Genomic DNA, 16,128 nt, shown 5'->3' with positions numbered 1-16,128 from the left:
AAGATGGAATCAAAAAGCAGACGGACTGGTAGGGCACACTTGCGTTACGTGGCAGGCAGCTTAAGTAGGGAAAGCACTCATAGGGATATAAATTGGTTGATTTGTTGCGGGCGCACTTGCGTTGGCCTGCTGCTGCTTCTTTGCCTTCCGTTTCAGGTTCTGTCTGCGCGCACCGTTGCCAACGTTGCCGATGAATTCACCTCCCTCAGTGCCAGCCCCATTGCCGAATATTATCTCGATAAGCAAGGCATTCTCAATCTGTCTGATGTTAGGGCGTTGCCGCGCCAGGACTGGTTTCAAAGCCAGAGCGAATCCCCTTTCTTTGGATACAGCTCGGATATCCTCTGGGTGCGTCTACCGGTTCGCAATGTTGGCAGCGTCCGACAGAAATTATTGTTAGAAGTGCAGTACCCGCTGCTGGATCTGGTTGAAATACATATTATTAAAAATGAGGGGGTTGCGCAGGAGTGGCATTTGGGTGACGCCTACCCTTTCAATCAGCGGCCAGTCGATGCCAACAACTTTATGGTGCCGTTGTTACTGGAGCCGGGGGAGTTTGTAACGGCGTATATTCGCATTGAGTCCACTAGCTCATTGGGGGCACCAATTAAGCTTCGGGATTACGACCATTACTTCGATGAGCAGCAATCGATCATGGTGGGGCAAGGGCTTTACTATGGCATTATTTTAGTGATGGTGCTGTACAATCTTTTTATCTATTTGAGCGTGCGCCATGTAAGTTATCTGTACTACATTGGCGCTGCGTTCGGGTGCTCCTTTTATGTGGCATCGGTACAAGGCATAGGCTTCCAGTTTCTTTGGGCTGATTACCCTTGGATTAATACCATTGCCATTCCCGCCAGCTTATCTGTGTTTGGCTTGATGGGTACCTTGTTTGCTATCTCGTTACTTAATACCCGCGTTAACACTCCTTATATCCACAACGTGTTCTCTGTATTGGCGTTGTGTTTTACGTTGGTGTTTTTATTGGCGTTTGTGTTGGGCCCACGAACCAGCACGATACTGGTTTCTGTTGTTGGCATGCCTACGGCCTTAATCGTTATTTGTTGCGGATTTTATCTGATGCATCTTGGTGTTCGCGCGGCGCGTTTTTTTGTGTTGGCATGGACAGTATTGCTGTCATCCGTTTTTGTAACAGGCTTGAGTAAATTCGGGGTTTTACCAAGCACGACGTTAATTAAATACTCTGTGCAAGTCGCCTCAGCCGTAGAGGTGATACTGTTCTCGTTTGCGCTGGCGGATCGTATCAATGAAGAGCGTCGCGCTAAACTGGAGGCACAAAAAAACGCAGTAAGTAATGAAAAACGGGCGCGTGAAGAGCATAAACGATTTCTAGAGCTTAAGTTTCACGCTGCGGTAGATGATCTCAAGGTTCGGCAAAACTTGGTGCAGGCTCAGGCAGAGAATGATGCTAAAAGTCGATTCCTGGCAACCATGAGCCATGAAATACGAACGCCGTTGAATGGAGTCTTGGGTATGTCAGAGCTGATGCGGGATACCAGGCTGGATGACATTCAAGCGCACTACGTATCGACAATCGCGCAATCTGGCAAGGCTTTGTTGGGAATCATTGACGATATCATGGATTACGCAAAAATTGCAGAAGGCAATCTTGAGCTTAAAGATGCTGACGTTGATCTCGATCAGCTTTGTCAGGAATGCATCGCTTTTTTCTCTGCTAATGCTGAAGCAAAGGGGCTTGAGCTTTTATGTTCATTCGCTCCTGGTACACCTCGCTATATAAAAGCGGATCCAACCAGGTTGCGACAGGTGCTGCTGAACCTGATGGCTAATGCCTTCAAGTTTACTGACCAGGGGCATGTCAGTTTGCGGGTGTCATCATCAGCGCCGATTCGAGATCAAAGTGCGTATCATCTTCGATTCGACGTAGTTGATACGGGGATCGGTATAGAGCACAAAGCACAAAGAAGATTGTTTAAAGCGTTCAACCAGGCTGATCTCAGTGTGACACGACAGTTTGGTGGTACGGGGTTGGGGCTCAGTATATCTAAGAAACTGTCGGAGCTAATGGGGGGCGACATCGGTGTTGTGAGTACGCCAGGCAGGGGCAGCCGATTCTGGTTCAATATCGAATGCCAGCCAGCCAGCCGTGACTATATACAAGCGCATGAACTGTCATTGACAACGCTGCACAACAAGAAGGTTTTGTTGATTGATACGGGGGCGTCCCTATCACAAATAATGTCTGAGCAAATGCGGGAATGGGGCATGACATCGCTGCTGGCTTCTAACAGCAAGCAAGCAATGGAGATGTTGCGCTATGAAACACGGCAGGGACATCCAGTGGAATACGTGATCCTGGATCATAAACAAGACGCGCTTCAGACTGTTGCCGACATTAGTCGATGCAAGGAGATAAACTCTCCAAAATTTGTTGTGGTCACTACAATGGAATCAGTGCGGCGTTACAGTATGCCGCCATGCACCGAGCATGTGCTGTGTCTACAGAAGCCATTCGCTCCCCGAATGTTGCATCAGGTTCTATTACAGCTTTCCAGTGTTAGCTATCTGCCGGACATAGAGCGCATGGATGCCAAAGCCAGTTTGTTTACCGACAAAACGGTTCTGGTTGTAGAGGATAACAAAGTCAATCAGATGGTCGTGTCAGGCTTGTTGAGGAAAATGGGTTTGAACCTTCAATATGCTGAAAATGGCCAGCAGGCGGTGGATATGATGACTCAAGCAGAGTGCCATTTTGATTTGGTGTTGATGGATTGTGAAATGCCGGTACTGGATGGATACAGTGCGGCATCTCAAATCAGGCGTTATGAACAGCGCAAGAATTTACCACCTGTCCCCATCATTGCACTCACCGCGCATGTTCTGCGGGAGCACAAAGAGAAAGCCATTGCCGCAGGTATGAATGAACACCTATCCAAACCGGTGGGTTATGAGACATTGCAGCGTGCATTAGCAGGCTATCTCGGTTATGAATCGCTAAAAGCCAGCAATGGCTAAGGGGTTACACCTAAAAATGCCATTTCAATAACAGATTGGCATTGTTCTCATCCACACCGTCGACGCCGTATTTGTTGATCCAGTACGCGTATTCAATACCTAGATAGAATGGGGATTCTGCACTCAGTAATGAGGCGATGTCCCATTTTAGTTGAGATGTAAAGTTCATTTCTTTAGCGTTGGTGTCGGATGCAGTCGAATAGTCAATAAAACCGTCATAGAGGAAAACGCCTCTGCCAATGGAGAATGGAGCTGCCCAGTTGATAGTGATCTGTTGATCATCATCCCATAGATCGTTATTGACGTGGTAGAGGTTGATATTCACAAACTGAAAGCCGGGTACGTCTAGCTTGGTTCCCAAACCCAAAAGATAGTTGTTGAAGTTGCCTCCTTCCAGAGTGCTCGCCAGGTAAAAATCTTTCGCAACTCCAGTGGAGAGGCTGGAGCCACTTAGATAGCTCAGGCTCAAGCGGGGGGACAGTTCAAAATAATTGCTAATGGTGTTGTCGTCAGCCGTTGTATGGTCAAGAAAAAAGAAATTGTCTCCCCAGTTGTGGGTGCTGGCGTGTTCTACGGTAAGCACCTCCCTGGTATCTGCTCCCAGCTCATAGTGTTCACCATAGAGGTAAGTCAAACTGAACGTACTCCAGAGTTGCTTGGCCTCTGCGGAAATGGATAGTAGGAGGGCGCTGGCTGCTACTATCATCTGTGTCCTGGCTGGCATGGGTAGCTCCTTTATGAATATTCTTTCCTGTATAGCTCATAACGGTTATGTTTGCTAAGTTCTACCGGTTATAGCTGGTCTTGTATGTGAACAGGTTTTACGGGTTTTTTGGGGGTTGAGTAGTAATTCCACTGCTATTCTTAGTGTAGGATCAGGCGTTGGGTCTTGGTTGGATCAAATAGAGAGCGGCTTCAGGTAGTGAGCAGAAACATCAGTCGAAACATATTGTTAGTGCTTCTGTATTGGGGATTTGCTCTAGGGACTGAGCTGCTCGCAATTCCTCCAGATTTTGCAACACCAGTGTGGCCGTCAGCTGGTATTGCGTTAGGGTTTGTGGTGGTCTTCGGGCGGGCGGTCTATCCAGGTGTGTGGCTTGGGGCGCTTATTGCTAACCTTAACGTATCGTTGAGTCAGGGAATCCCCATCGATCTGCAACAAATAGCTTTTGCTTCCGTTGTCTCTTGTGGGGCGTTGGCGCAGGCAGCTATCGCCAGCCATATGCTATTACGTTTGAATCTATTGCCCAGCCAGTTAACCAACGGAGTCCAAGTTCTCCAATTCTTATTAATTGTCGGCCCGGCCAGTTGTTTAATAAACTCTATTAATGGCTCCGTTATGCTTGGGCTGTTCGGCATTGTTCCTTGGGCTGGATGGTTTAATAACTGGATTGTTTGGTGGGTAGGTGACTCTGTCGGGGCGCTGGTGATTGCTCCGTTTGTTGTAAGGGTGTTGACCTGGAGCCCAACGTCAAGCAGCCGGATATGGCAATCCGTTGCCTTGCCAATCATATTTTTAATGTTGGTAATCGCCTCGTTTATTTTTGTGAGATCAGCTGAGCAAGCAAATAGGCGCACTCAAATCGCAGAAATTGGTCATCAATTCGAGGCGGTTCTTGCTCTCAATATTAATGAGGTGCGTGTCATTCTGAACGCTGCGACGAGCTTTTTTTCGGCCAGTGATCACGTGTCTTCAGCTGGGTTCAACACATTCTTTTCCCCTCTTGTAGAACAGCATCCCGCGATTCTTGCTGTGCAATGGCTGCCTTTAGTCATGGGGGATGATCGAACGAGCTTTGTCAGCGCAGTCAGAGAAACGGGTGTCGCAGGGTTTGAAATTCGTGAGCCCGATATTGACCGACGCTTGGTTGTTAGCAGGGATCGTGCAGAGTATCTTCCTATCACATATGTCTACCCCCTAGAGGGTAATGAGCAAGTGCTTGGGTTGGACGTGTTGGCGTTGCCGCACCGGGGTGATGCATCCCGATTGCTGAGAACCGGTTCAGTGCAAGCCAGTGTTCCTGTGTCACTCGTTCAGCATAAAAAGTCCGAGCTTTCCTATATTCTGTCGGCGCCAGTGAAAGCGCCAGATAGCCAGAAATATGACGGAGTAATTCAGGTTTTGTTTAGGGTGGATGACTTGTTAAAGCGTGCTATATCCGGGGATGGGGTGGCCGAGTCACTTCGCTTGGTTGATGTCACCGATTCTGATAATCCAGTATTGCTGCATGGCAACGATAAGCGAGAGCTTCCTGTTGAATGGTCATCCCGTTTCAGCTTCTTGGATCGTGTAATTAGCATTGAGCTGATGGCCACTTATGGCATTATGACGCGCGTATCTTTTTGGCAGAGCTACCTGATTTTGATTTGTGGGTTGTTGTATGTTGCTATGCTGGAGGCCGTTTTGCTAACCATGATTACGCGTCAACGTACAATAGAGGATCAAGTGAAAATTAAAACCTGCGAGTTGGCGTTAGCCAAAGAAGCCGCGGAGAAAGCCAGTATGGCCAAGACCGAGTTCCTGGCGAGTATGTCTCATGAACTCAGGACGCCTCTCAATTCCGTAATTGGATTTACGCGCAGAGTGATGAATCGGTCTGCAAGCAGGCTGGATGAGCGCAGTCTTGATGCGCTTGCCGTTGTTGATCGTAATGCCAATCACCTGCTTGGGCTGATCAATAACCTACTGGATATTAGTAAGCTGGATTTGGGTAAGCTGGAGCTTTCCTTAACGCAGGTAGCGCTTGACGAGATGTTGGCGGAAACGAAAAATCAATTTTTACCAATGGCTGAGGCTAAAGGAACCAGTGTGCAGCTTGAGTGTGAGTTTCATGGTTTGATTGAGGCGGATGCAACGCGGTTGAGGCAGGTGATCATAAACCTGATGGCAAACGCAGTTAAGTTTACCGTGGGTGGTGAGATCAAGATATGCCTGGTTGAGAAAAGCGTTCAGAAAGTGCCTGGAGTGGAGCTTAGAGTTGAGGATACCGGCATTGGTATTGCACCGGATGACATAGAAAAACTATTTAACAAGTTCCAGAAAGTCGGCCGAGAAGAAAAGCTCAATCCCGAAGGTACAGGGTTAGGGCTAGCGCTCACTAAGGAGTTGGTCGAACTCCACAAGGGTACCGTCAGCGTTACCAGCGAACCAGGAAAGCTGACGGTTTTTTCGGTATGGTTACCTCAGCGTCATGGGTAAAGTGTTAGCGGTTTGATTCAATCCACTCCAGGCTATAGTCTGCCACGGATTCCCAGTTATTTGCCTTGATCGTCCAGTGGTTGCGTTCAGGAAACTGCTTGTAGTCGGTGATTGCAGGAGTGTTACGGAACGCTTCAAAATTCGCGTAATTCAAACTGGCTGTTATGGTCCTGTCTGTTCCGCCGGACACAATCAGCAACGGTTTCCTAGGAGCATCACGTTCCAGCGCGGTAGCTGTGGTAGTGGTGGATCTACCGATCAGGCGTGACTCTGGAACCATATGTTCATAGGCGCTGATCTGTTCTGCCTCGGTCATTCCATTGGTAAATCCATACTGAAATTGTTTGAAGGTAAGCTGTATGGGGTTGTTGGCAGGGATCAAGGGATTCAACATTGGCCAGTTCGCTTTTAGAAAGGCGGGTTCGGCACTGATTACCCCGAATGGTGGCGCAGAATGCAAAGCTATAGCACCACTGATCAAGTCTTCTTCAAGCAGAAGTTGTGCTATCAGGCCGCCCATCGAATGACCTATGGCAATGGGCTTTTCATCCAGCGTGCCTAGAAATGCCCTGTACTGATTTAACACCTCTTCTATTCTCAGTTCACCGAGATCTGCATTGGGGTGGAGTCGATTTTGCTCCTCAATGCTCAGATCATGTAGCGGCCAAGCCGGAGCGTAGGTGCGATAGCCTCTTTCCTCAAAATACTGGCGCCATTCTGCCCAGGCCTGCGGTGTGAGATACATGCCGTGGATGAACAAAATGGTTTGGCTGCTTTCGATGGTGGGGAACTCCGGCTCCCTGACACCCTTCTCTTCTAGAACGGTTTGTTTGCATGCGCTTAGCAGCATGATATGCAGCGCCACTGTCATAGCGCGCATAAACTTTGGTCGAAATGCGTCCATTGAACTTTCCTTGTGTTTGTTTTTTTGAATAGATTTATTAAATGCAGGCTGGGTTTAAACCTCTGCGCTGCAATGATTGGAGTTGGTTCGGGTGGGTTTGTTACATGGGCGCAGAGTGGTTCGGTTAATTGACGTGAAGGGTGCGCTGGGGTGTTTGGGTGTTTTGGTCGGAGTGAAATCAACCGAAAAGTTGTTGTAACTATCTGAATATAAAATAAATATAGATTTTGCCTTTCTGGATGTACCCCCATAAATACCCCCAAAAGAACCCGGTTGCTAAACAATGCTAAGGTTTTGGTTAGATTCTTTGGCTTGCGACCTGTACGCAACTAACGTATAGTTGTTTGGTGTACGCAACTAACGTATAGGATAAAATGAAAGCTGTCTTTGTTGAATTGCCGCCGTTTGAACGATACCGCAATCAGTACCTAGATGATGAGGCGTTCAAGGGGTTACAGCAAGAGCTGTTAGCCAACCCATTGGCGGGTGATGTTATCAAAGGCACAGGTGGATTGCGCAAAGTGCGTTATAGGGATGAGCGCAGAGGCAAGGGAAAGCGGGGCGGTGTACGCATTATCTATTATTGGTGGTTGGGGGGTGATCAGTTCTGGCTGTTCACTCTGTACGGTAAAGGTGAAATGTCCGACTTGACCGACGATGAGCGCAAAGCGTTGGCGCTCATGCTGAAGCAAGAAATGGCTGCGAGGTGCCAATCATGAAACGTAACCTGTTTGCAGAATTAAACGAAGGTTTTCAAGCGTTGAAAGATCAGCGCGAAGGCAAGCTCACTTTGAAAGAACACCCGATTGAGCTACCAGCCAGCACAGAAATCACCAGCACTGAACTGGTAAAGCTGCGTGAGAAGTTGCATTTGTCACAGGCGGTATTTGCCCGATACTTGCGAATCAATAAGCGCACCTTGGAAAACTGGGAGCAGGGCAGGGCTAAGCCTAATGCTCAAGCCGCGCTATTGATTAAGATGGTGGAAAAGTTCCCTGATACCATTGATCGGCTGGGTTCAGTTTAAATCAGCCCATCAAGGGCGTTCAGTTTCACGCTTATCCAGTAGTCTATTGCCCACTCTAATTCATGGTAATGGTTTAGCTCTCGCTCATAGGTGCGTTTGTGCAGCCCTTTTCTGCGCAGGTAAACCTGATCACCGTTTTGGGCGAAAATGCGTTTGCCTATCTTCTCACGCCTTCTGATCATCCGGTCAATGGGGCTTTCACTCTGCGAAGCATAGGGCAGCTCGTAACAATGGCGGCACAGGAATAGTTTACTGTCCGCAGCCAGCACCCCCACATTTCGTTTGCAAGATGGGCAAACCAGCCAGTGCCGCACCCCGCCAAAGTGGCAGGGGGTTATTCCGTACGCAATGTTTAGCGAAACGCTCTCCCAATCGCCACCACCGGCCCTGTATCGGTAATTCAGCGCTATTCCATGCTTCTGGGTTACATAGTCCACCTGTCCGGTTTCCTCGCCGTTACGCGTCCACCAGAGCGCCCCGGCTTGCCCTTCACGAAAAAGGCCCAATCTCTTTAAGGTGCCAATGTCTATTTTTAGAGTGTTTTCCATTGTCGTGCGCTTGCTCCCTGTAAGGCTTCGACCGCTGCCTATACCGCCCATGCTAAGTTCCTGTAGTTCGTTGGATTGTGAGTAGCCTTCATGTTCAATCTTTCAGTTCGATACAGATTTTTTATCCGAAATCATTAGGAAATTTACCTCATGGCTAAATCAGGATTAAACAGCAACCTATGCTTGCAATTGCTCATAAGCTAAGCGGGCATGAGGTTAGAAATACCCCCAGTGCTATAATTCGGGAGTACCTTTTTCCCTGTCATTTGCTGCCCATCGTTATCACCTTCGCTAAAAGTTGGCGTGGCTGGCTAGAGCTGTGGTTTTGTGGCTGTGACAATTGAGATACCGGCGGCGGTCAGTTATTGAAAGCCCTGAAGAATTGGCTACCCCATCCCCTTGTGACTGCATCATTATTAGCTACTGCCTATGGCTATATAATAAGGTGGTCAAATAGTGAGTGCCGAAATCATCAAAAAGCCCCTGATTAGTTCATATAGCGATTACAGGTAGGCCGTTTTCTGCCTGTTTGCACCCCAATTGATTCACATGGTGAGCACATTCGTTCGTATAGCGAGTAAGGATTTTAATCGGGTGCGGGTTGTTTCCATCGATTGGATGGGGTGCTGGTTGCCCGAACTTCATGCTTACCTTTGCACTCGTCAATGGGGTACCACGTAATGGCAAACAGGTTGCATTGGTGTTTACCGCCTTGCCGTGTGCGTTCAATAAATCCAAGCCGCTCTAATTTGGCCAAAGATTTGAACAGCGTGCCGCTGGAGCGCCAACCCTGATTTTTCATCATGCCCCAAGCTGCGCTTAAGTCGCCGTTGTTGCTGCCATTGTGTTGTTTTACCAGCTCCAACAGCAGTTTTACATCCCAGCCATTCAGGTGCCGATAGTTGTCTGATTCCATGATCGCGTGAGGTACCCCCGCAAAGCGGGCTTTCCTTGCCCTGCCTTTGGGTTTGTTGGATGCCATAGCGCACCTTTAATGGTACTGAAGGGGGTGGCTGTATAAAACCGCGACTTGTGCCGGGTAAAGTGTGTGCAGCCTGCAAAAGACTTCTACAGCCTTGTGGCGTGAAGCGGCAAACACAATGCCGCTCACCCCACCATTGAACCCGCTGACCATCCGGTAAACTCGAAGAGTCGCATATTCCAACATCAGATCGCCTCCTTGTACTTTCCGTTCAGCAGTACATAGCGGGCAACCCGGTGTGGGTGGCCTTCTGGCGTGGTTTCGGTTGTCCAGATTGTTTGGATGTTGTGCCCGTAATGGTGCCTTAATTCATAGATGCGAGGCGCCGGGGCCAATATGTTGAGGTTGTGCCTTGCTTGGATGGTGTTTATTCCCGCGCTTCCAGCCCGTAGCAAGGCCGCTAGCAGTCGTTGGCGTTGTGCTTTTACGTTGGTATCATTGTAGGCGTCGTTACGGCCTCTGCGCATTGTGGGGGCTTTGTTCTTTTTCATGGTTTAGCCCTCGTCACTTTGCAATGAATCTATCAGGTTTTGGATGTCCTCAACCCTCCATGCTGTTGTGCGTGGGCTTAGTTTAATGCCTTTGGGATAGCGGCCATCTTTGATACCTTGCCACCATGTGGATTTCCCAATAGGAAAGATTTTCAGAATGTCATCGAGTCGAATAAAGCCGGTTGGTGGTAGGGTGTGTCTGTCGGGATTTGTACTAACCATGTCGTGCTCCTGTGGATGCTGTTGGACATGGTTAGTCATTATGTGCTCATAAAAATAAAACCATAGATGCGTGTACGCCTACACTGTACAGTCTGCCCGCAGACTGTATGAAATTATTTTTCGTCTAGGTGGTTTTTGATCCAGCTTTCAATGGTTCTAGTAGTGATTGGTATTTGTCTGGCAATTTCTCTAGCTGCCGCTGCTCTTGATTTAAAGCGTTTCTCGTTATTTTCATAGTAGTTGATCGCTTGCTGTTTAAATTCGTTTGTTTCTTTGTGTCGTTCAATGCTTGCTTTTTTAGCCAGCATTGATTTGACTGACTTTGCAGTTTCAGCATAATCAAGTATTTCTTTTAAGCTGCTTAGACTAGAAAATGCTTCTCCCATTCCGTAGCCATCATCCCACTCGGCTAAAAAAATTGAATCTATAGCGCTGAACAATAATATTCTGGGCAAGATGAGCCACTCTGGGGAGGTCAATAAACGTTCTGCGACTTCAGCGTCTGGCTCGGATTGAATTAGAACGTTACGCGCTTGCAGAAAATCGTCTATAGGGTGTCCAATAGGCCAGTGTTTGAGCGCTCTAAATCCCCTAAATTCTTTTCCACCGGCACGGATTTCTGCATTGTAATTAATGAGTACATCAAGCAGGCCTAGCCTAAAGTCTCGTAGGTAAATAAGGGGGATTAGCAATACTTCCTGTATATTGTTTTCCGTGATTGGATCTTCATTGCACTTTTCTAGCTCTCGAAAACTTTGTTCTCCAAGTGGCCAGAGATCCTTAAATTCATATATGGTCTCGCCGTTTTTATCAACAAAGCATTTGTGCTCCATTCCAAGCGATCCCGTTGAGAAGGAGTTCACAACGTCGTACATTGTAATGTCGGTATAAAGCGCGTGAGAAGCCAAAATTCTTGCGACGCCTACAGTTGCTGTTATTCTCATATGCACGCCTTCTGTGCGTTGCCTTCATTTGGAACCAACCCAAGCCGGTGAAGGTGTCCGGCTTTTCAGGAGCTACCCTAGGGTTGGTTTACTCGTTACTTAAAGCGGCCAGCAATAATGTTGCCGTTTTGTGCTTTAAGCTTTAATCCGTTCAAATAATCAGCCCACTTCTGCATCATGTCTTTGCGCTGCGGCAAATGCTTGGTTCGGTTATACGCCCGCCCGTTGGTGTCGCGTACTGTGTGCGCTAGCTGGTGTTCAATCAAATCCACCCGAAAGCACAGCACTTCATCCAGAATGGTTCTGGCGGTGGCTCTAAAGCCGTGTGCGGTCATAGTGTCGTTGTCATATCCCATTGTACGTAAGGCCACCCTGACACCGTTTTCGCTCAATGGGCGGCTTCCGCCTCTGGCGCTGGGAAACACGTACTTGCCGCGCCCGGTCAGTGAATGTATTTCCTCAAGTATGGCTATGGCCTGTACGCTCAGGGGAACAATGTGGGGTTCTTTCATTTTCATTTTGTCGGCGGGTATCTGCCATAGGGCTTGATCCCAGTCGATTTCTGTCCACTCCATGTGCCGTAGCTCTTTGGGGCGTACGAACAGCAAGGGCGATAGCTGCAATGCGGCTTTAACAACGGGGGTGCCGCCAAAGCTGTCCATTGCCAGTAGCAATTTGCCTAGCTCCTTTGGTTCTGTGATGGCTGCATGGTGCTTTTTAATATGAATTTTTAGTGCACCCCGTAAATCTGCGCTGGGGTCGCGTTCTGCCCTTCCGGTTGCTACGGCATAACGGAACACTTGCCCGGCTGTTTGGTGTGCACGGTGGGCGGTATCAATGGCGCCACGGCTTTCCACTCGCCTCAGCACCTTGAGTAATTCAGGGGGTGTGATGTCTGAAATTGGGCGCTTGCCAAGTGGGGGAAACAGGTCATTTTTCAGTAGGCGCCATGTGCGGGTGCGGTGGCTGTCGGATTTGTTCACCATGTGGTTGCTATACCACTCAGTGGCGACCAGCTCGAAATTGTTTTCGGCGGCTTCCAGATTGCTGGCTTTGTCTACCCGCTTTACGCTGTTGGGGTCGGTGTTGGGCAGTAGTTTTTTGGCCTTATCCCGTTCCTGTCTGGCTTGCTCCAAGCTAACTGAGGGGTACACCCCCAAGGCCAATACTTTTTCTTTACCGGCGAAGCGATATTTAAGCCGCCAATATTTGCCGCCCTTCTTGCTCACTAGCAGGTACATACCCCCACCATCCGTTAGCTTGTAGTCGCTTTCTTTGGGTTTGGCCTGCTTTACAGCTAAGGCGGTCAAAGGCATGTGTGGTGCGGTCTCCAGCTATGTTTGGGGGTATCTGTTTTGGGCCTTTTGGGGGTATCAAATATGGAAAACGGCCACATACCCCCATATATACCCCCAAATATCTGGGATTACAATGGATGTGCTGGGATGGGTTGGGAGCTAAAGGTCAGATTCTACGGGGCTTTCAGGGGTGTTTTGGATGTTCTGGGATGTGCTGGAATGTCGTTTTGGTCGGAGTGAAAGGATTCGAACCTTCGACCCCTGCCTCCCGAAGGCAGTGCTCTACCAGGCTGAGCTACACTCCGATTGGGTTGGCGGCTTAATGGTTGCGGGCAACCGCCAGGTCGCTTAATGCAAGCAATGCCTCTTTATATACGGAATCTTTGACTTCGCCAAGGGCTTCTTTTGCCAGGCGAGATTGTTCGTTTGCCCGTTCAATTGTGTAGTCGATGGCGCCGCAGTTGCGAACCGCCTGGGTGATGGCGTCAATCTTATCCAACCCGCCGGTGCGGATGGCTGTGCGGATCATGTCCTGGTCTGCGGGGCTGGCATGTTGCAGGGCGTAAATCAGGGGGAGCGTCGGTTTGCCCTCTGCCAGATCATCACCCACATTTTTACCCATTTCCTCGGCACTGCCGGTGTAATCCAGTACATCGTCAATCAATTGAAAGGCTAAGCCCAGGTGATCAGCGTAACGGGCGAATGCCAGCTCCAACGCTTCGCCGGGTTGTGCGAGTACCGCACCGGATTGGGCTGAGGCTTCGAACATTTTCGCGGTTTTGTAGCGAATGACTTCCATGTACTGGGCTTCGTTGGTATCCGGGTTCTTACAGTTGATAAGCTGCAGTACCTCTCCTTCGGCGATTAGGTTGGTGGCGTCTGACAGGATCTGCAGGACACGCATGTTGCCCACATTCACCACCATCTGAAAAGAGCGGGAGATCAGAAAGTCACCTACCAGTACGCTGGGGGCGTTGCCCCAAACTTCGTTGGCGCTGGCTTTGCCACGGCGCAGAGATGATTCATCCACAACATCATCGTGCAGCAGGGTGGCGGTATGCAGGAATTCCACCACAGCGGCGATTTCCACGTGTTTGTGGCCTTCATAGCCCAGCGCACGGGCGCTGAGTAGGCATACCAGCGGACGGAGGCGTTTGCCGCCACTGTCTATTATATAGTTGCCGATTTCCTTGATGAGCGGGACGTGGGTGTGTAACTGCTTGAAAATAAAGTCGTTAACCTGTTGAAAATCGGTCTCAACCGCAGCGGAAATCGCTTTAAAATCCATACTTAAGGTAACCTGGATGGGGGCGGAAAGTCACCGCACCAATAAAGAACGTGAAATTGTTTCGAATGCTATGGCGGGGGGTGGGGGGTGTCAAGCTAAAGACTTGATTTTGCTTGTCCTGTCCACCTTATTCGGGGCTGTTAAATTGGTCTGTTGATTAGGCTTGCACCGGTTATCTGATTCCCTTACAATTGCGCCCCCTGTGACCTGACGCCAATCAACAAATGCGTCGGTGGTCAGTCGGAACAAGACAACCTATTCTGATGCTTAAAAGCGGTTGGAGTCAGCAGCTATGTACGCGGTATTTGTAAGTGGTGGCAAACAGCACCGAGTCGCCGAAGGTGATTTGGTTAAGCTGGAATTGATTGAAGCCGAGCCCGGCTCAGCCATCGAATTCGATCAAGTTTTATTGGTAGCAAACGGTGACGACGTTAAAGTTGGCGCACCTGTTGTAGAAGGCGGCAAAGTGAAAGCGGAAGTGGTAACCCACGGCCGTGGCGATAAAATTCGCATTATCAAGTTCCGTCGCCGTAAGCACCATCGTAAGCAGATGGGGCATCGTCAGTACTTCACGGAAGTGAAGATCACTGGCATTAGCGCCTAATTAGTTAAGGAGAAGCATAATGGCTCACAAGAAGGCTGGTGGTAGTACCCGTAACGGTCGCGACTCGGAAAGTAAACGCCTTGGTGTTAAGCGTTATGGCGGTGAAGTAGTTAAAGCCGGTAACATTATTGTTCGTCAGCGTGGCACTCAGTTCCACTCTGGCCCGAACACTGGTCTGGGTAAAGATCACACGATCTATGCCAAGACAGACGGCGTGGTTAAGTTTGCAGTGAAAGGTCCAAAAAACCGTCGCTACATCTCAATCGAGCCCGTAGCCTAAACGACAAAAGCTGTCGTTCCGGATCGCTGAGCCCTGCCGTAAGGCGGGGCTTTTTGCGTTGTGCGGCGGTAACAGTAGAATACATTTACGCACCCAGTGTCGTCACCCAATTGATGTGCCGTCACCTTTACACAGCAGGAGTGCCCTATGAAGTTTGTTGATGAAGCTGCCATTCGAGTCGAAGCCGGAGATGGTGGCAACGGGTGCCTGAGTTTTCGTCGGGAAAAGTACATCGAGTACGGTGGCCCCGATGGTGGTAATGGTGGAGCGGGTGGCAGCGTAGTCCTGTTGGCAGATAATGGCCTTAATACCTTGGTTGACTATCGCTATGAGCGCTTGTTCAGGGCGCAGCGAGGCGAGGGTGGCGCAGGCCGCAACTGTACCGGGGCCAGCGGGGATGACCTGATTCTGAAAGTGCCGGTGGGCACTACGGTGGTGGATGAGGATACCCAGGAAGTGCTGGGTGATCTGCTGAAAGAGGGCGACCAGTTTGTGGTGGCCAAAGGTGGCAGGGGTGGTTTGGGAAACACCTGTTTTAAGTCGTCCACGAACCGTTCCCCCCGCAAGACTACGCCGGGCACCGAGGGTGAAAAGCGCAATTTGAAGCTGGAGCTGAAGGTGCTGGCCGATATTGGGTTGCTGGGCATGCCTAATGCGGGCAAGTCTACGTTGATTCGAGCTGTTTCTGCGGCCAAGCCCAAAGTGGCCGATTATCCCTTCACTACATTGGTTCCCAATTTGGGGGTGGTGAAAGTTGACCGGTTGCGCAGCTTTGTTATGGCTGATATTCCTGGTTTGATTGAGGGTGCGGCGGAAGGTGCCGGGCTTGGTATTCGTTTCCTAAAGCATTTGGCTCGTTGTCGTATATTGTTGCATGTGGTGGATATTGCTCCCTGGGATGATTCCAGTCCGGTTGAGTCGGTGGATGCTATTGCGGGTGAGTTGCAGTTATTCAGCCCCGCCTTGGCGGATCGTGATCGTTGGTTGGTGTTGAATAAGACGGATTTGTTGCCTGAAGAGGAAGCGAGCCAGCGTTGTCAGCAAATCGTTGACGATTTGGAATGGGATGGGCCGGTATTTAAGATCTCTGCCGCCAACGGCTTCGGTACCCAGGAGCTGGTCTTTGCCATTATGAATCATCTTGAGGAGTTGGATGAGCGCATGGCTGCAGATGAAGAGTTTGCAGAGGCCGAGCGTGCGGCAAGGCAGCGTTTGGAGGCAGAGGCGCGTCTTAAAATTCAGGAATACCGATCGGAGCGTCGGCGTCAGCGTAATGCGGATGATCTGGATGATGACGACGATGATGATCACGACGTTGAAGTGGTCTACGCACCGCACTGA

Annotated in this window: 16 protein-coding genes and 1 tRNA gene; 7 read left to right on the top strand and 10 right to left on the bottom strand. The window is 49.5% G+C overall.

Features of this window, described 5'->3' with window-relative positions:
* Positions 1-96 precede the first annotated feature (96 nt).
* Positions 97-3,000 carry a hybrid sensor histidine kinase/response regulator gene (locus Kalk_RS05925; RefSeq protein WP_158643332.1) on the top strand — a complete coding sequence of 968 codons (2,904 nt, stop codon included), beginning with the start codon at positions 97-99 and terminating at the stop codon, positions 2,998-3,000.
* 10 nt (positions 3,001-3,010) lie between these two features.
* Here Kalk_RS05925 and Kalk_RS05920 read toward each other — a convergent pair whose 3' ends face one another.
* Complete coding sequence (locus tag Kalk_RS05920) at positions 3,011-3,724, bottom strand: outer membrane protein OmpK (protein WP_101893322.1); 714 nt, start codon at positions 3,722-3,724, stop codon at positions 3,011-3,013.
* Positions 3,725-3,922: 198 nt separating this feature from the next.
* Between Kalk_RS05920 and Kalk_RS05915 the strand changes: the two genes are divergently transcribed.
* Positions 3,923-6,199, top strand: a complete 2,277-nt coding sequence (locus tag Kalk_RS05915) for a CHASE domain-containing protein (RefSeq protein WP_158643331.1) — start codon at positions 3,923-3,925, stop codon at positions 6,197-6,199.
* A 4-nt stretch (positions 6,200-6,203) separates the two neighbouring features.
* Here Kalk_RS05915 and Kalk_RS05910 read toward each other — a convergent pair whose 3' ends face one another.
* A complete protein-coding gene (locus Kalk_RS05910; RefSeq protein ID WP_101893320.1) occupies positions 6,204-7,103 on the bottom strand; it encodes an alpha/beta hydrolase in 900 nt (299 codons plus the stop codon).
* Positions 7,104-7,477: 374 nt separating this feature from the next.
* Between Kalk_RS05910 and Kalk_RS05905 the strand changes: the two genes are divergently transcribed.
* Both Kalk_RS05905 and Kalk_RS05900 read left to right on the top strand, forming a co-directional pair.
* Positions 7,478-7,822, top strand: coding sequence for a type II toxin-antitoxin system RelE/ParE family toxin (locus Kalk_RS05905; protein WP_101893319.1), 345 nt, complete (start codon positions 7,478-7,480; stop codon positions 7,820-7,822).
* The gene (locus Kalk_RS05900; RefSeq protein ID WP_101893318.1) at positions 7,819-8,130 is read left to right on the top strand and encodes a helix-turn-helix domain-containing protein; all 312 of its coding nucleotides are present in this window, start codon (positions 7,819-7,821) and stop codon (positions 8,128-8,130) included. Before Kalk_RS05905 ends, Kalk_RS05900 begins: the two co-directional genes overlap by 4 nt.
* Here the strand turns inward: Kalk_RS05900 and Kalk_RS05895 are convergent.
* The 8 genes from Kalk_RS05895 to Kalk_RS05860 form a co-directional block, all read right to left on the bottom strand.
* Entirely contained in the window at positions 8,127-8,729 is a 603-nt protein-coding gene (locus tag Kalk_RS05895) for a hypothetical protein (protein WP_101893317.1), read from the bottom strand. The genes Kalk_RS05900 and Kalk_RS05895 overlap by 4 nt on opposite strands.
* Positions 8,730-9,264: 535 nt before the next feature.
* Entirely contained in the window at positions 9,265-9,660 is a 396-nt protein-coding gene (locus Kalk_RS05890; RefSeq protein ID WP_101893316.1) for a hypothetical protein, read from the bottom strand.
* 185 nt (positions 9,661-9,845) lie between these two features.
* Entirely contained in the window at positions 9,846-10,151 is a 306-nt protein-coding gene (locus Kalk_RS05885; protein WP_199768018.1) for a helix-turn-helix domain-containing protein, read from the bottom strand.
* A 3-nt stretch (positions 10,152-10,154) separates the two neighbouring features.
* A complete protein-coding gene (locus Kalk_RS05880) occupies positions 10,155-10,373 on the bottom strand; it encodes a helix-turn-helix transcriptional regulator (protein ID WP_101893315.1) in 219 nt (72 codons plus the stop codon).
* A 113-nt stretch (positions 10,374-10,486) separates the two neighbouring features.
* The gene (locus tag Kalk_RS05875; protein WP_101893314.1) at positions 10,487-11,317 is read right to left on the bottom strand and encodes a hypothetical protein; all 831 of its coding nucleotides are present in this window, start codon (positions 11,315-11,317) and stop codon (positions 10,487-10,489) included.
* Between the two features lie 95 nt (positions 11,318-11,412).
* Complete coding sequence (locus Kalk_RS05870; protein WP_101893313.1) at positions 11,413-12,633, bottom strand: tyrosine-type recombinase/integrase; 1,221 nt, start codon at positions 12,631-12,633, stop codon at positions 11,413-11,415.
* A 210-nt stretch (positions 12,634-12,843) separates the two neighbouring features.
* Positions 12,844-12,920, bottom strand: a tRNA-Pro gene (locus Kalk_RS05865).
* Between the two features lie 14 nt (positions 12,921-12,934).
* Positions 12,935-13,903, bottom strand: coding sequence for a polyprenyl synthetase family protein (locus tag Kalk_RS05860; RefSeq protein WP_101893312.1), 969 nt, complete (start codon positions 13,901-13,903; stop codon positions 12,935-12,937).
* Positions 13,904-14,195: 292 nt separating this feature from the next.
* On the opposite strand from Kalk_RS05860, the gene rplU reads away from it, so the two are divergent.
* The 3 genes from rplU (at position 14,196) to cgtA (ending at position 16,128) form a co-directional block, all read left to right on the top strand.
* Positions 14,196-14,507, top strand: a complete 312-nt coding sequence (gene rplU / locus Kalk_RS05855; RefSeq protein ID WP_101893311.1) for a 50S ribosomal protein L21 — start codon at positions 14,196-14,198, stop codon at positions 14,505-14,507.
* A 19-nt stretch (positions 14,508-14,526) separates the two neighbouring features.
* A complete protein-coding gene (gene rpmA, locus Kalk_RS05850; protein ID WP_101893310.1) occupies positions 14,527-14,787 on the top strand; it encodes a 50S ribosomal protein L27 in 261 nt (86 codons plus the stop codon).
* A 147-nt stretch (positions 14,788-14,934) separates the two neighbouring features.
* Complete coding sequence (cgtA, locus tag Kalk_RS05845) at positions 14,935-16,128, top strand: Obg family GTPase CgtA (protein ID WP_101893309.1); 1,194 nt, start codon at positions 14,935-14,937, stop codon at positions 16,126-16,128.

The sequence above is a fragment of the Ketobacter alkanivorans genome (assembly GCF_002863865.1).
In the GTDB taxonomy this organism is placed as follows: domain Bacteria; phylum Pseudomonadota; class Gammaproteobacteria; order Pseudomonadales; family Ketobacteraceae; genus Ketobacter; species Ketobacter alkanivorans.
Note: the sequence above shows the minus strand (reverse complement) of the source record. Positions and strands in the feature narration are given on the sequence as shown.

What these genes read in the sequence shown, in the direction of transcription:
- Kalk_RS05895 (WP_101893317.1), bottom strand. Translation starts at nt 8,729, where the DNA reads ATGGGCGGTATAGGCAGCGGTCGAAGCCTTACAGGGAGCAAGCGCACG.
- Kalk_RS05900 (WP_101893318.1), top strand. Translation starts at nt 7,819, where the DNA reads ATGAAACGTAACCTGTTTGCAGAATTAAACGAAGGTTTTCAAGCGTTG.
- Kalk_RS05880 (WP_101893315.1), bottom strand. Translation starts at nt 10,373, where the DNA reads ATGGTTAGTACAAATCCCGACAGACACACCCTACCACCAACCGGCTTT.
- cgtA (WP_101893309.1), top strand. Translation starts at nt 14,935, where the DNA reads ATGAAGTTTGTTGATGAAGCTGCCATTCGAGTCGAAGCCGGAGATGGT.
- Kalk_RS05860 (WP_101893312.1), bottom strand. Translation starts at nt 13,903, where the DNA reads ATGGATTTTAAAGCGATTTCCGCTGCGGTTGAGACCGATTTTCAACAG.
- rplU (WP_101893311.1), top strand. Translation starts at nt 14,196, where the DNA reads ATGTACGCGGTATTTGTAAGTGGTGGCAAACAGCACCGAGTCGCCGAA.
- Kalk_RS05890 (WP_101893316.1), bottom strand. Translation starts at nt 9,660, where the DNA reads ATGGCATCCAACAAACCCAAAGGCAGGGCAAGGAAAGCCCGCTTTGCG.
- Kalk_RS05905 (WP_101893319.1), top strand. Translation starts at nt 7,478, where the DNA reads ATGAAAGCTGTCTTTGTTGAATTGCCGCCGTTTGAACGATACCGCAAT.
- Kalk_RS05870 (WP_101893313.1), bottom strand. Translation starts at nt 12,633, where the DNA reads ATGCCTTTGACCGCCTTAGCTGTAAAGCAGGCCAAACCCAAAGAAAGC.
- rpmA (WP_101893310.1), top strand. Translation starts at nt 14,527, where the DNA reads ATGGCTCACAAGAAGGCTGGTGGTAGTACCCGTAACGGTCGCGACTCG.
- Kalk_RS05910 (WP_101893320.1), bottom strand. Translation starts at nt 7,103, where the DNA reads ATGGACGCATTTCGACCAAAGTTTATGCGCGCTATGACAGTGGCGCTG.
- Kalk_RS05885 (WP_199768018.1), bottom strand. Translation starts at nt 10,151, where the DNA reads ATGAAAAAGAACAAAGCCCCCACAATGCGCAGAGGCCGTAACGACGCC.
- Kalk_RS05920 (WP_101893322.1), bottom strand. Translation starts at nt 3,724, where the DNA reads ATGCCAGCCAGGACACAGATGATAGTAGCAGCCAGCGCCCTCCTACTA.
- Kalk_RS05875 (WP_101893314.1), bottom strand. Translation starts at nt 11,317, where the DNA reads ATGAGAATAACAGCAACTGTAGGCGTCGCAAGAATTTTGGCTTCTCAC.